15 protein-coding genes and 1 riboswitch are annotated in these 15,208 nt (G+C 41.1%); of the genes, 2 read left to right on the forward strand and 13 right to left on the reverse strand.

What is annotated here, in order from left to right:
* Positions 1-16 precede the first annotated feature (16 nt).
* The 13 genes from RHS_RS08525 to hemA form a co-directional block, all read right to left on the reverse strand.
* Positions 17-2,305 carry a family 78 glycoside hydrolase catalytic domain gene (locus RHS_RS08525; protein ID WP_395021832.1) on the reverse strand — a complete coding sequence of 763 codons (2,289 nt, stop codon included), beginning with the start codon at positions 2,303-2,305 and terminating at the stop codon, positions 17-19.
* 304 nt (positions 2,306-2,609) lie between these two features.
* A complete protein-coding gene (locus tag RHS_RS08535) occupies positions 2,610-2,816 on the reverse strand; it encodes a small, acid-soluble spore protein, alpha/beta type (RefSeq protein WP_044296589.1) in 207 nt (68 codons plus the stop codon).
* Positions 2,817-2,896: 80 nt separating this feature from the next.
* Positions 2,897-3,082: a PspC domain-containing protein gene (locus RHS_RS08540; RefSeq protein ID WP_027296962.1), complete on the reverse strand. Its 186-nt coding sequence runs from the start codon at positions 3,080-3,082 to the stop codon at positions 2,897-2,899.
* A gap of 61 nt (positions 3,083-3,143) precedes the next feature.
* Entirely contained in the window at positions 3,144-3,920 is a 777-nt protein-coding gene (locus tag RHS_RS30630) for a DUF4097 family beta strand repeat-containing protein (protein WP_027296961.1), read from the reverse strand.
* Between the two features lie 2 nt (positions 3,921-3,922).
* Entirely contained in the window at positions 3,923-4,795 is an 873-nt protein-coding gene (locus RHS_RS08550) for a DUF1700 domain-containing protein (RefSeq protein ID WP_027296960.1), read from the reverse strand.
* Positions 4,796-4,797: 2 nt separating this feature from the next.
* Entirely contained in the window at positions 4,798-5,115 is a 318-nt protein-coding gene (locus RHS_RS08555; RefSeq protein ID WP_027296959.1) for a PadR family transcriptional regulator, read from the reverse strand.
* Positions 5,116-5,317: 202 nt separating this feature from the next.
* The gene (locus RHS_RS08560) at positions 5,318-6,334 is read right to left on the reverse strand and encodes a nucleoid-associated protein (RefSeq protein ID WP_047832948.1); all 1,017 of its coding nucleotides are present in this window, start codon (positions 6,332-6,334) and stop codon (positions 5,318-5,320) included.
* 33 nt (positions 6,335-6,367) lie between these two features.
* Positions 6,368-6,997, reverse strand: coding sequence for a TIGR01906 family membrane protein (locus RHS_RS08565; RefSeq protein ID WP_047832949.1), 630 nt, complete (start codon positions 6,995-6,997; stop codon positions 6,368-6,370).
* A gap of 60 nt (positions 6,998-7,057) precedes the next feature.
* A complete protein-coding gene (gene hemL, locus RHS_RS08570) occupies positions 7,058-8,335 on the reverse strand; it encodes a glutamate-1-semialdehyde 2,1-aminomutase (protein WP_047832950.1) in 1,278 nt (425 codons plus the stop codon).
* The gene (gene hemB / locus RHS_RS08575) at positions 8,335-9,318 is read right to left on the reverse strand and encodes a porphobilinogen synthase (protein ID WP_081999002.1); all 984 of its coding nucleotides are present in this window, start codon (positions 9,316-9,318) and stop codon (positions 8,335-8,337) included. Before hemB ends, hemL begins: the two co-directional genes overlap by 1 nt.
* 51 nt (positions 9,319-9,369) lie before the next feature.
* Positions 9,370-10,881 (reverse strand): uroporphyrinogen-III C-methyltransferase, encoded by a 1,512-nt coding sequence (gene cobA / locus RHS_RS08580; protein WP_044296593.1) that lies wholly within the window; start codon positions 10,879-10,881, stop codon positions 9,370-9,372.
* Position 10,882: 1 nt separating this feature from the next.
* Positions 10,883-11,779, reverse strand: coding sequence for a hydroxymethylbilane synthase (hemC, locus tag RHS_RS08585; protein WP_047832951.1), 897 nt, complete (start codon positions 11,777-11,779; stop codon positions 10,883-10,885).
* 13 nt (positions 11,780-11,792) lie between these two features.
* Positions 11,793-13,022, reverse strand: a complete 1,230-nt coding sequence (gene hemA / locus RHS_RS08590) for a glutamyl-tRNA reductase (RefSeq protein WP_047832952.1) — start codon at positions 13,020-13,022, stop codon at positions 11,793-11,795.
* A gap of 747 nt (positions 13,023-13,769) precedes the next feature.
* Positions 13,770-13,954: riboswitch (cobalamin riboswitch) on the forward strand.
* A 149-nt stretch (positions 13,955-14,103) separates the two neighbouring features.
* Here hemA and RHS_RS08595 point away from each other — a divergent pair.
* Positions 14,104-14,865, forward strand: a complete 762-nt coding sequence (locus tag RHS_RS08595) for an energy-coupling factor ABC transporter permease (protein ID WP_027296940.1) — start codon at positions 14,104-14,106, stop codon at positions 14,863-14,865.
* Positions 14,855-15,193, forward strand: coding sequence for an energy-coupling factor ABC transporter substrate-binding protein (locus RHS_RS08600; RefSeq protein ID WP_047832953.1), 339 nt, complete (start codon positions 14,855-14,857; stop codon positions 15,191-15,193). Before RHS_RS08595 ends, RHS_RS08600 begins: the two co-directional genes overlap by 11 nt.
* Positions 15,194-15,208 lie beyond the last annotated feature (15 nt).

The following is a 15,208-nucleotide window of genomic DNA, read 5'->3' on the forward strand; positions in this document are numbered from 1 at the left end:
CTAATTGATATAATAACTATTGGTATGAGCAGGAAAAATCATGCTTTCCTGCTGACACTCCACAAACGCTGCCATCCGGCATATAAATCTGCGCAGTTTCCGGTACTTCTACATGAAGAAGAAATCTATCCGATTCAATTTTCCATGAAGATACCACTTTTCCCTTGCATGTCTGGATACTGGCATTTGCAAACTGCAGACTGCCTCCCGGAAGTGGCTTAATTTTAATTAGTTCAAATCCCGGCTTTAATGGTCTAATTCCTGCTACTGTATTAAATAACCACGCTACGACACTACCCGGTGCATAATGATTCATGGAATCTCTCGGTACATTTTTTTCATCTTTTCCGATCCAGTTTTCCCATATCGTTGTTGCGCCTTTTGTAACTGCGTACAGCCAACCCGGTTGTTTTGTATTTTCCAGCATTTTGTATGCAGTCTCTATATACCCGTATTCTGTCAAAATAGGAAGTATGCTTGCCGTCGTCAGAAAGCCTGTTCCGATTTTGTATTCATTTGCAATTATTTTTTTATTTAGATCTTTTACGATGGTTCTTTTTTCACTTTCTGTCACAAGATCCAATGCAACCGGTCTTACAAAACGGCACTGTCTATCAGAAACTACATGCCCATTCTTCAGAAATTCTTTTTGATAAGCCTCACATATATTTCTATATAGCTCATCATATTTTCTCTCGTCATCTTCTTTATGAATTATGCCTGCAATCTTCGACAATATTTTCGCTGAATATCCAAAATATGCCGTTGCAACCTCTTCATTCGGATGTTCAATTGCAGTCTTCACATCCTCAATCATAACACTTCCCGGTTCAAGCCATTCTCCAAAATGAAATCCTGTGTCGATGATAAATTTGCGATGTCTTTCGGTTCTATTTTTATTAGCATCATGAATTTCAAGCGCTCTCTTTTGGTTAAAGTCCACTAAGCATCTGATGGAATCATAATACTTTTCCAAAATCTCTTTTTCACCATAAAACTGATATAAAGTCCAAGGTAATGTGTAGATGACATCCTGCCAGCCTGCTGAGCCATACGCCTCATCCATTAATCCAAAGTCCGGAACCATATATGAGACAGCGCCATCTTCTCTTTGCTCCAGCCTCACGTCTTCTAGCCATTTCAGTATAAATTTCTTCGGATCAGATAAATAACACGCACTTTCTCCAAATATAGAAATGTCTCCGGTCCATCCGGTTCTCTCTCTCGTAGGACAATCTGTTGGAATATCAACAAAATTGCTCCTTTGACTCCATTTTACATTTTCTACCAGTCTATTAATCCATTCATTTGAACATTCAAATTCACCATTCACACGAATATCTGAATAAACTGCAATCGCTTCAAAATTTTCGGCCTTTACTTCTTCCGGCCAATTTTCAAGCTTTACGTATTGAAAACCACAATGTGCAAATGTAGGCTTATATTCCTGATATCCTTCTTTTAATTTATAATCAATCATTTGTCCAAAAGGCTGGTCCATTTCATCTGACCCTTCCGGCTCAAGATTTTTTAATGTGAAATTGCCATTTTCATCAAGCGTCTCTCCATGAACCAAACGTACCTTATGATTTTCAGGTCCTTTCACCTTGAATTTTACATATCCTGAAAGATTTTGTCCAAAGTCCAAAATCGTATTTCCATCCGGTGTCTGAATAACTGTCGGCCAAAAATGTTCCTGTTCCAACACAGGTTCACCTTCGGACGGAACTAATTCTCCGGTGTATTCTCCACAACAGACTCCATGCCATAAGCTGTCATCATAATCTATATCTTTCCAATTATGCATTTCCCGTGTTGCATCATATTCCTCACCTGTTTTCAGATCGTTTTTACGAATCGGACCATCCTGCGTTGCTTTCCAACTACAGTCTGACTTTATTTCCTGTTTTGTTCCATCCTTATACTCAATCTGCAGAAAACAGAAAAATTTAATTTTTTTGCCATAATAGTAGATCTTCTCTGCCAAACCCACGCGACCTCGATACCAGCCATCTCCTATTTCTGCACAAATCACATTTTTACCTAATTGTAGCTGCTCCGTCACATCATACTTTTGATATTGCAATCTTTTTGAGTAATCTGTCAGTCCGGGCAGCAATATCTGATCGTCTACTTCTTTTCCGTTCAAGAATGCCTTATACACTCCACAAGCGGTTGTATACAGCACTGCTTTTTGCACACTCTTCTCTAACATAAAACATTTTCGTACATAAGAAGCATTTTGCCGCTCTTCTGTAGAAATCAACAGTTCTGGTTCCAGAAACATCTTATTCCATGATTTCATAAATATTTTCCCTTCATTTTTATTTCAATCCTGAAGGCTCATTTTGTAAATTTATCCACCCATTTGATTGCATTATACAATATATTCACGGAGCATACTGTTTCATTTTCGCCTATTTTTATAACTTTTGTGCTTTTATTTTGGACCATTCCCTCCTTATCTGCCTGTTCCTTTCTGGCAGGGATGTCGTCCTGCGCATGGTTTTCACACTTAACATGTCCGAAAGCTTTACTACTGGCTATATTTGCGTCCTCCATACCTTTGGGCGGGATTTGGAACGTGAAAAAGAGCAGGGGAATTTCCCCTACCCTTGCAATGCTTCCTTTTTCAGTTCCCTTTTCCGCTTCGTCATTAATCCTCCGATGCGTCCGGTTTCTTTTGCTGATAAGGTCTTCCACCCGGATTCTAATACCTTATCCAATAATCCAAGTTCCTCTGCAATTTCATATTTTAATTCTTCCTCTGGCGTCAAGTTATCTAACTCAATTGGTTTTTCTTTTTTCTTTGACATAAATTAAGCCATACCCCTTTCTGTTTTATCAGGAGTATGGCCTGTTTCATTACTTTTATTCAATTCTTTTCATTAACTTTTTAATATTCATCCGGTATAATAATGGCTGCAACAATGTAAATTATAATTCCTGTAGTTGTACATCCAAGCAATACCATCAGCAAACGGATGATTGTAGGATCTACTTTAAAATATTCTCCGATTCCGCCACATACGCCGCAAATCCAACGATTACCTTTTGATTTATATAATTTTCTGGGTTCCATACTGAATTCCTCCTTATATTAACAATATTTATTATTATGCGCTAATCTGTTCTTTCATATATTAATAATTAACCTCTATGCTTCCAACACCACATTCAATCTTCATTTCTTTATCTGCGCCATTGTCAATCTTTTTATCATTGTCTAATGTGGAATAGCTTTCACCATCTATATTGACATTACCAATGCCACAGTCAATATCATAATCAAAATCTTCTGCTTTTCCGGTCAGGTTCATACTGATTCTGCCTACACCGCAATTCAGATCGGCATCACCTGTTATTGTCCCGTCTAATGACATACTGCCAACTCCACAGTCAATGGAAACTTTTTTACCTTCAAAATCAGATACCTCTAAACGTCCAACTCCCACTTCAAAATCCGCTTCCTTGAATACACTCTTATTGGGAATCCGAAGCGTCACTTCTGCCGTCTCGAAATTTGCCCCTATGTTAAAGGAATGATTACTTTCTTCCTTAATTACCAGCGTGCTTCCTTCTTTTTTACACTGAAACCCTTCCGGCACGTTTCTGGCTTCTAACTGGAATTCATCTCCATCATATGATTCTACTACCATATCCACAACGCCGATGTCAATCTTAAGTTTATCGATATCCCGAAAAGTTTCGTCCATATCCTTTACTTTCTGATTGCCTTTATCGCCCCAGAAAAAGTTATGATTTGAAGAATTCCATCCCCATCCGTATTTAGAAGGAAAAGATACATTGCTCAGATCACTGAAACTTACTCCCAGGCTTACTGCCACAATGCAAAATGCCAGGCCCAGTGCTGCTAATACTCCGCTGATAATTAAGCAGACCTTTGTAAATGTTTTCATAATTATCCTCTCCTCCTTCTAAATAATCTGCCGCAGAGACTTGTTATCCCACGAAGCATCCAGGGTACCACTCTTCCAACTACCCAGAAAGCCAGCAGCAGTAAAAGCAATCCAACTGCCAGAGCAAGTAATCCGAGTCCGCCAAGCAGAAAACCGATAGGCGGCGCTACAAACATTTTTGCAATACCAACTCCCACTAATACCACACCGGTTACAAAACATGCGAAAGTTCCAGCAATTACTGCTACACCTACACCAAACAGAACTCCTAAAATTCCCATTACCAGTCCAAAACCTGCTGCCAGAATTGGTATCCCAACCGGCACTGCAAATATACAAAGCAGCACAATCAATATAATCTTACCTGTACCAAATCCTTTTTGCTCTTTTCCCCGTTCATCCTCATATCCGTAGCCCTGTGTACTTCCACCATAGGACTGGCGGTCATAACTCTGTCTGTTATATCCTGTTCCATTCTGAGAATTGCTGCTCTGATATCCGCCGCTGTTCTGATAACTGCTGCCACTCTGATATCCGTTACTGCTCTGATATCCGCTATCTCCGGACTGGGTTTCCTGCTCATCTTTTTGATATCCGCCTCTGGGTTCCGGCACCTTATTATTTTCACGAAAACGGTCATCCTGATAGCCGCTTTCCGTGTATTCACCTGCTTCATCATCTGATCCGTTTAACCCGTCTTTAATCATTGCCGCTACCTTTTCCGGACTGCCCAGAGTAGCAATTACATTTACTTCTTCCGACTCTCCTGCATCCTCAAAATAATCCTGGTAATACGCAAGAGCCTCTTCTCTCTCACTGTCAGGTACATCCTGCAGCAAGTATTCTAATTGTTTCATATACTCTTCGCGATTCATTCCTATGCCCTCCCTGTAAATATCTTCGTAATATTTGAAGAATATTGCTTCCATTCTGTCTTATACAGATTCAGCTGTACGGTACCTTTTTCTGTGATTTTGTAATACCGTCTGTTTCTTCCTCCGCATTCCATATCATATACTTCCAGACAATCATCTTTTTGCAGTCGTCTAAGTACCGGGTATAAAGTTGATTCCGAAACATCCAGAGCACTTCGCACATCCTGGGTAATTCGGTATCCATATGTTCCTTCCGGTTCCTTTGATACAACAGCAAGTACGATTGCATCCAGCAGGGCCGCGCCTGTGTTAAATACCATGCCATCAACTCCTTCGTTGTTATTTGATAAACAATACTATTTAAGTTCTTATATTATTTTTATCTCAATACTATATGGTGTATAGTATTGCTTTGTGACTATATTATATGACATATAATATTGGTTTGTCAATAACTATTTTTAAAAAAATAAAAAAATCCACAAATGCCCAAAACGCGGTACATTCGTGGATATTTTACCTCTATTTACTTGTAATACTCCCAATATTCTTAATCAAAACCGAAATACTCCCATCCTGATTTGTAATAAACTCAACAGCATTTTTATTATTATACTCTTCCATTGGAATCTTAATTTCAATCCCGGTATCGGTCATGAGATGCTGCTTTCCAAATTTTTTAGTAGTATTTGGATTTTGGGGAGCAACCGGTTCGCTGGTTAGATTATACTTCTCCATCTTTTCCTGCACTTCTTCTTTTAATTCGGCTTTCTCCTTAAAAATCTTATCCATTACCACCGGAATATCCAGGCTGCCTTTTTCCGCCAGTTCCTGGTTGATGATACTCTTTGTCTCCATCTGGACTTCAAATTGTTCGGATTCATTGTAATATTTCTTCTGAACATCCTCAACCACCCTTGCCACTATCGCCAGCTTAGTTTTGGAAGATAATGTTCCTTTACACCCCAGAAACAAAGAAGAAAAATAATTGGTTTTCACTCCATTAACGTCGTATTTCTTTTCAATTAAAGAAATAGCAAAGTCCTCCATATTGATGACTGCTGCTTCTGTGAGCTTTTGTGTTTCGCCCGGAAGAATTGCCTTTTGTTTGATAATATCATTATTATTACCCCAGGGATCTTCGTTTGTCATATGGGTATAAGAGGTTTTATAATTCATTTTCAACAGCGCCAGATATGGGTGCTGCTCTATTGTATATGTAACCACCATCAAGTCTGCTGGTGGAATTTCAATATTCTGATTCATAATCGTATATAAAAGCTTTCCGATCTCCTGGGAGATTAAGACGAATTTCTCGTCGTCCCATTCTTTTAAAAGTTCATATACTTTTGATTCATCTTTCATAAAACTACAGTTTTTAATTTCATCTCCGGTTATAATACGATGGATATGGCTTCTCAAAAAATCACCCAGATCGGATCCATGATCCAGTACTGCATCTGATAAAACCGGCATTCCAATGGTAGAATCCATAATATGAACAATCGCATTCGTTATCCGGATATCTTCTTTTTCCATAATACACTCCTGTTTTTTATTTCGATAATAGCTTTATGACTTACGGGATTTACGATAGCAGAAAGCGCTGATTAAGGCACCAAGTACCACACCCCCGAGAATCATAACTGCACAATGAAGGAAAAAAGTATCCGGTAAAATTGTAATTACCGGATCTTTAACCGGATCGAATATCCAATAGTCATTGTTAAAAAAGATGTGGTGAAACGTCACAAATGCCTTATCCCAATTTGCTGCAATAAATATTCCAAGTACAGCCGGCACCGCAACTGTAAGGATTCCGGCAATTTTCAGGAAACCGAATTCTTTTCTTTTACGTTTCCATATAGTGCCGGCAATTCCCAAAATCAGGGCTACGATCCCGATAACTTCAAAAGCTACGAAGATTCGTTTTACTTCTACAAAATGAATCCTTCCGGGTTCAGACATTGCCAGGGTTGGGAAATTCAGCTCACTTTTTCCAGGCAGGACATTATAATCGATCAATGCATCGTAATTTTCCTTTATTTCCTCTTTTGGTAAGCCTGACATCTCGCTGATATTCAGATGGTCAATGTCAAAATAATACAATGGCCTGAAATTCAATGTCAGTATTACCGAACAAGAGATAATAAATAACATATAAATCAATGCCAGCACCCAGTTGCTTACGGTTTTTTTCATATTATCTTCTTTCCTCCAGCACGCGTTTTTCTATATCAAATCGCGTCTGAAAATGCAGCACTATCCTGCAAAATAAGCTTTGATAATCTCCAGTGTCTGTTCTAACTCAGGCTTTGTATGAGCCGCTGATAAAAACATTGCTTCAAACTGTGAAGGTGCAAGATAAATCCCATGCCCCATCATATATTTACAATAACGGGCAAATTCTGCCGTATCCGATGTTTTAGCAGAAGCATAATTATCTACCGGATTCTCTGTAAAAAATACACATCCAAGCGAACCTACGTGATTGATCGTACAGTTTGCATTGGTTTCTTTTAATATATTGTCAATTTCTGCATAGAACCAATCACCCATGGCATTTAAATTCGTATAAATTTCCGGATGATCCTTTAAGATGTGAAGCTGTGCCAGTCCTGCTGCCATTGCCACCGGATTTCCGCTCAATGTTCCCGCCTGATAGACAGCTCCTACAGGTGAAACCATTTCCATAATTTCTTTTCTTCCGCCATATGCTCCAACCGGCATACCGGCTCCTATGATTTTTCCAAATGTTGTCAGATCCGGCTTTACCCCGAAGAATCCCTGTGCCCCATCCAGCGCAAGACGGAAACCGGTGATGACTTCATCAAAAATCAAAAGGCTGCCATATTTATCACACAGTTCGCGAAGGCCCTTAAGAAATCCTTCTGATGGTGGTACAACGCCCATATTGGCTCCTACCGGTTCCACAATGATAGCAGCAATATCTTTACCCATCTCCTGGAATAAAGCATTTACGCTTTCCAAATCATTATAAATTGCAGAAAGAGTATCTTCCGTGCATCCTGCCGGAACACCCGCACTGTCCGGAACACCGCTTGTCATGACCCCGGATCCTGCTTTTACCAGCATAGCATCAGAATGTCCATGATAGCATCCCATAAACTTTACAATTTTATTTCGGCCGGTGTATCCTCTTGCTGTACGAACTGCACTCATTACGGCTTCTGTCCCCGAGTTTACCATACGCACCATTTCAATCGAAGGCACAATCTCGCAGATCAGTTCTGCCATTTCTACTTCCTTGCGGGTTGCAGCACCAAAACTCAAACCATCCTTACAGGCATCCAGAACACTTTTCAGAATTTCCGGGTGATTATGTCCCAGGATCATTGGTCCCCAGGAACATACGTAATCCAGATACTTGTTGCCATCTACATCTGTCATATATGCACCGTCTGCACGCTCAATAAATCGTGGTGCCTCCCCGATAGAACCGAATGCCCGCACAGGGCTGTTCACTCCGCCCGGAATAAAATTTACGGCTTCATTAAAAAGAGATTCTGATTTTGTCATTAGCCTATTCTCCCTTCATCCATCATTTTCGCCAGTTCCTTAGCAAAATATGTAATATAAATATCACTTCCTGCACGATACGCGCTGACTGCCATCTCCTGGATAATCTTTTCTTCATCGATAAATCCCATTTTAGCAGCAGCCTTTACCATTGCATACTCCCCGCTGACACTGTAACTTGCTACCGGTACATTCACTATTTTAGAAACTTCCGATATCATGTCCAGATAAGACATTGCAGGTTTTACCATAATAATATCCGCACCTTCCTCTATATCCAGAAGCGCTTCCTTGATTCCTTCTTTCCGGTTATGGAAATCCATCTGGTATGTTTTGCGGTCACCAAAAGATGGAGCAGAACCGGCTGCATCCCGGAACGGCCCATAAAATGCAGAGGCATACTTTACCGCATATGACATTATGGGGGTATTCAGGTGCCCGGCACGATCCAGCATTTCACGTATGGCACGCACCCTTCCATCCATCATGTCTGAAGGCGCTACCATATCGGCTCCTGCTTCAACATGGGACAGCGCTGTATCTGCCAAAAGCTTAAGCGTTGCATCGTTATCCACATCCTGCCCCCGGAGAACACCGCAGTGGCCATGGGAAGTATATTCACACATACAGACATCTGTGATCAGATACATATCCGGAAAGTTTTTCCTGGCTTCCCGCAGCGCCCTCTGCACAATCCCATTTTCATCATAGGCTCCACTTCCCACTTCATCTTTTTCATCCGGGATGCCAAAGAACATCACACTTTTTACCCCGGCATTATTCAATCGTTCCAGTTGAAAATTCATACGGTCCACACTATAGCGATACTGTCCTTCCATGGAGGGAATTTCTTCTTCTATCTGTTCCCCTTCCCGTATAAAGATCGGATAAACCAAGGATGATTTATCCATCCTGGTTTCGCGCACCATCTTTCTTAATACTTCATTTCCTCTGATTCTTCTTGGCCTGATTAACATATCCATTTTATAATCTCTTCTTTCTGATTTATAAATATTGATGCAATACGGTATTTTTTAAACACGCTCTGTCGAACAAAGCTCTTCCAGACACTCCACTACACTGTCCATTGTTGCCATTCTGGCTACTGCAGTCTGCATCCCAAGTTCAGCTGCAGCTGCCGCGGTCTGCTTTCCAATACATACTGCCTTTACCTTGGTGTAATCGATATTTTTGACCGCCTGAGAAAATCCTCTGACCGTTGACGCACTGGTGAAGACTGCATAGTCTATATTACCCTGCTTAAATTCTTTTTGTTCATCGATCAGTTCCTGGGTTTCATAAACCGTGTCATAGGTTGCCACATCCTGAATCTGAACTCCTTTTACCGTTTTTAACTCAGCCAGTAATTCCTGACTGCCCATTCTGGCTCTTGGTATCAGAATTTTCTCTGTTCCGGTACATTCTTTTGCCAAGGCAGCTCCCAGCGTTTTTCCATCATAGATTTCCGGCATGAGGTCTGCATAAAAGCCCCGGTCTTCAAGTGCTTTTCCGGTTCCCTGCCCGATAACTGCAATTTTCGTCTCTGCCAGACTTCGGATATCTATCTTTTCTTCCTTTAATTTGTCAAAAAACACCTGTACTCCGGTAGGACTGGTAAAAACCACCCATTGATACTGCTTCATGTCCCGAAGACATTTTTTCAGTTTCTCATTTGTACGGACAGGTTCCGTGCGTATAGCAGGAAGTTCTAATACCTCTGCTCCTTTTTTACGAAGTTTCTCGCTCATAACAGACATTAGCTGCTTTGGCCTCGTTACCAGAATCTTATTGCCTGCCAGCGGAAGATCTTCGAACCAGGAAAATTCGTCTGCCAATGCACATACTTTGCCTACTACTATAATTGCAGGCGTTTCGATTCCCTGAAGCTCTACTTCTTTCTCCAGATCAGCTACCGTAGCTACAATCCGTTTTTGTCTGGCAGTAGTTCCCTTTTGTAAAATAGCCGCCGGCATATCCCCATTCATTCCGGCATCCATAAGCCCCCGGCAAATATCTCCCAGAGAACTTACTCCCATGAGAAATACCAAAGTTCCCCTGGTTCTTACCAGTGCTTCAAAGTCTATATCATATGGCTGCCCCTGTCGTTTATGACCTGTAATAATATGTAACGAGGAACAAAAATCTCTATGGGTTACTGGAATTCCATTATATGCAGGAACCGACAATGCACTTGTAACACCAGGAACCACTTCATATGGAATGCCATTCTTTTTCAGCAATTCCAGTTCTTCTCCGCCCCGTCCAAATAAAAAGGGATCTCCCCCCTTCAGTCTTACAACCTTTTTTCCGCCTAATGCCTCTTTTACCAAAACCTGATTTATTTCTTCCTGAGGCATGGTATGACGATTTGCACGTTTACCAACGTCGATCAGTTTTGCAGATGAGGGTATCATCCCCAGCACACCCTGTCCAACCAGTGCATCGTATACGACTACCTCCGCCTCTTCTAATACCCGTTTTCCTTTTATTGTAAATAATCCCGGGTCGGATGGCCCTGCGCCAACCAGCCAAACTTTTCCTGCCATATCAGTTGCCTTCCTTTCTGTATTGCTCCCGCAATTCCCTTGCCAAAGCTGCTCCCGCTTTCGCGGCATTTGAGACAGTCTCTACTTTGCTGCCCTTGAGATAAGTATTTGATTCTTCATCATAATAAAGCCCTGTCAGGGTAATTTTTCCTTCTTTTACAACTGCATGTGCTGCTACCGGAGAACTGCATCCCCCGTTTAATTCTCTTACAAAAGCCCGTTCTGCCTCTGCTGCGTAACCGGCTTGTTCATCTGCATAATCTTTTAAAAATCCGTAGTCTTCTCCGGCTCTTCCCTGAATTGCCAGGATCCCCTGACCTGCTGCAGGCATCATCTCCTCCGGCTCAAAATACCGGCTGATACGCTCTTCCAATCCCAGCCTCTTAAGACCGGCTGCTGCCAGAAGAAGTGCACTGTATTCTCCATCATCCAGTTTTTTCAGGCGCGTCAGAACATTCCCACGTACGGTCTTAAACTGCGCATTTGGAAATATTTCTTTCATCTGCAGGATTCTGCGCAGGCTGGAACATCCTATCGGAAGAGAAGAATCCCACTGCGCAGCGCCTTTTGGCAGTACCAGCACATCTCTTGGATCTTCCCTTTTCGAATAAGCTACGATTGGCAGTTCATCCGGCACTTCCATCGGCATGTCTTTTAAACTGTGAACAGACATATCACTTCTTCGATCCAAAAGCGCTTTGTCCAGTTCTTTTACGAATAAACCTTTGCCGCCGATTTTATCCAGGGTTTTATCCAGAATAATATCCCCCGTGGTCTTCATCGTCAGCATTTCCACTTCTATTTCCGGATGGTTATTTTTGATATGCTCCATAACCATCTCCGTCTGTATTACAGCAAGCCTGCTCTCCCTGCTGCCGATACATATACTTCTGCCCATATTACTTTCCCCTCTAGCTTTCATATACTTTATTTAATCCTTCCACACATTCCCGGAAGGTTTCTTTACTTACTTCATCCCGCAGTCCGAACATCATTTTATTCACCACTTTCCCTGCCGCAGACTCAATGCTTTCCTGTAAACTAGTCTGAATATCCCGCTCCACCGGCAGATCTTTTAAAATCTTCTGGATGCGTAGCTTCAAATCAATTACGGCACTGTTCCTGATATCCTGAATTTTGGGAATCATGTCCCTGCATTCATACCATTCAAAAAATTCATTGATCTGACCCTGCAGAATCATTCTGGCATCTTCGATATTCTTTTTTAATTTATCATTCTGCATATCTATATGAAAATAATCAATATCATATAACTTTATATGGGGAAGCTCTCTGGCCGACGGCTCAATATCCCTTGGTACTGCCAGATCAATCAGCACCATATCATGACAGACGTCCGCCTCCCTGACACAATGTTCTTTTAGTGTATAGTTAGGACTTGCTGTTGCGCTGACGACATAGTCACACTCTCCAAACAGGGACATACGTTCTCCGTAATCAATTCTCCTGCAGCCATGTGGAATTTCTACGATACCGCTGCGATACTGCCTTACGGTAACCGTTACATCAGCACCTTCCTGACACATTACCGTGGCCGTCAGCTTTCCCATCTCGCCATTCCCAATGACCATGCATTTCTTACCACGAAATGTATATCCTTCCTTTTTCAATACTTCTATCGCCTGATGAATCACGGATTGGTTAGCAGTAGACATCGTCACATTGGTTTTCACCTTTTTTGCTGCTGTAACCGCCATGCGGAACAATATTTCAAGGACATTATCGGTGGCATAGTGTTCTCTGGCAAAAGAAAGCGCATCCTTTACCTGGGTTATGATCTGGTCTTCGCCTAAAATTTTGGATTTCAGCCCGCAGGATACCTCGAACAAATGCCGTACCGCCTCCTCTTCCCGACGCTCCACAAAGTATTCCCGGTACAACTCCTTAGGCACCTGGCGTATCTCACACAAAATCTCATACAAAGAACCTTTAAAATCTTCCAGGCAGCTCACCCATAATTCCATTCGGTTACAGGTAGAAATAATAATACTCCCCTGTATGCCTTCAATTTTTTTCAGTTCCCCGAAAGCCTGGGCGGTACTCTTTTTTGTAAAAGAAAAAATTGTCCGTACATCCAATACTGCCCTGCTGTGGTCAATACCTATCATCTGAATCCCCATAAAACATTCCTCAACATTCTTTTTCTTAAGTCTTTCATACTAATTTTCTAACAATTTGTAATTGAATAGTAACAATCTTTAATCATCATAGCACAACATTTTACAAAATCAAACAATAAATTTAAAAATATACAATCCTTTTCGTACCTTTTTCTATATAAAACAGGATACAAAATCCCGTAAAATTCCTCATGGATAAATAGCCGTACAGGAAAACCGGTACGGCCACTTTTTCTTAACCGCCTATCATAAAAATGATAAGCATTTGATTCATCGCTTGTCCCTCCCTTCTGACTTTCAAAATACAGCGGTTATATTTAAGAAAAGCACATCCTGATTTATGAATTAACATACATGCATACAAATATTGTTTTAGAATTGAATTCAATTTTGGCAAATTGGAAATATTCGTAGAGAAATCTACTTGATTTATGATCTTTGACTGCCCTGTGGGCAGGTGATTCGTGGTGTAGGATATGGTTTCTTTCCGCTTGTGGTTTATTATATCACATATTTTTCATAATTGCAATAGTTTTATTTTTATACATCTCATATTGCATATTTATTGTTTATTCTGCGGTATGTTGCTTTTAAGCAGACATATATCGGTGCATAACCATACAACAAAAAGTGGCAGACATTTACTGCGCAGCTTCATCGTATTTTTTCTTCATTTTACTGGCTTTATCTGCCGGAAAAGTCAAGATATTTTATTGACTTTTATAACTGTACATGGTAAAATTTTGTCATAATTGAATATCGACAGGTGCTGCTTTATAAGCAGAGAATAGGAAAGTCGGGTGAAATGCCCGCACGGTCGCGCCGCTGTATAGGAATAGTATTCGTTCATAATGTCACTGTTAGAGAATGGGAAGACGAACTGATATGTTAACGCCTGAGTCAGAAGACCTGCCTGCGATAAGAGATTTACACATAGTTACGAACGATGGCTAGGTGTGCCCAGATTATTTTGTCGATGTCCATAGATATCTATGCCCGTCTTCAAGATTTTCTGACCATACGCCTATCTTCTAAACTAATTTGAAGATCAGGCGATTTTTTTATGTAGGAGGAAAGAAGAATGAGTTTGAAACAAAGAAAACTGGTTGTTTTAGCCGGCGCATTTGCATTAGCTTTTGGTATTGCTCCTGTTGCTAATGCAATGCACATTATGGAGGGGTACCTCGCACCTACATACTGTATTATCTGGGGTGTGTTATGTGTTCCTTTTTTAGTAGCAGGATTTTTTTCCATTAAAAAAACCCTTGCTGAACACCGCAAAGTGTTAGTAATCCTTGCGATTGCAGGCGCATTTGCATTTGTATTATCATCTTTAAAGATTCCATCCGTAACAGGAAGCAGTTCTCATCCAACCGGAACAGGACTGGGAGCTATCTTATTTGGACCAAGCGCTATGAGTATCATTGGTATCATCGTCTTATTATTCCAGGCGATTCTGCTGGCACATGGCGGCCTTACCACATTAGGCGCCAATACTTTTTCTATGGCAATCGCAGGTCCTTTCCTGGCATTTGGTATCTACAAACTGTGCCGGAAGTTTAACGTAAATAAATTGGTATCCGTATTCCTGGCAGCATGCCTTGGAGATTTATTTACTTATATGATTACATCCTTCCAGCTGGCAATTGCGTACCCTTCGGAGGTTGGCGGATTTATGGCTTCCCTTACGAAGTTCATGGGTATTTTCGCTGTTACTCAGGTTCCACTTGCTATTATCGAAGGTATTATTACAGCTGTCGTTATGATTGGTCTGGAATCTTATGCCAAATCTGAATTAACAGATCTTGGTTATTTCAAAGGAGGTGTGGTTAATGGGCGGTAAAGGAAAAACAGTCATTATCCTGCTTTTAATCTGTGTATTGATCGCCGTAGTACCTCTGGCATTAAATAAGGACTCAGAATTCGGCGGTGCTGATGGCGCTGCTGAAGAAGCAATCACTCAGATTGACCCTAATTATCAGCCTTGGGCATCTCCTCTTTTAGAGCCACCGGGCGGAGAAACAGAAAGTCTTCTCTTCTGTCTGCAGGCTGCTCTTGGCGCGGGTGTATTCGGTTATTGCATCGGTATGCTGCGTGAACGCACAAAGCATGCAAAAAAAAGAGAAGAGAGAAAAGGAACTTTGAGTAAAGCAAAAAAGGCCAAAGCTTAAATTACTGGGTTCTCC

The organism is Robinsoniella sp. RHS (genome assembly GCF_001029355.1).
GTDB classification, from domain to species: domain Bacteria; phylum Bacillota; class Clostridia; order Lachnospirales; family Lachnospiraceae; genus Robinsoniella; species Robinsoniella peoriensis.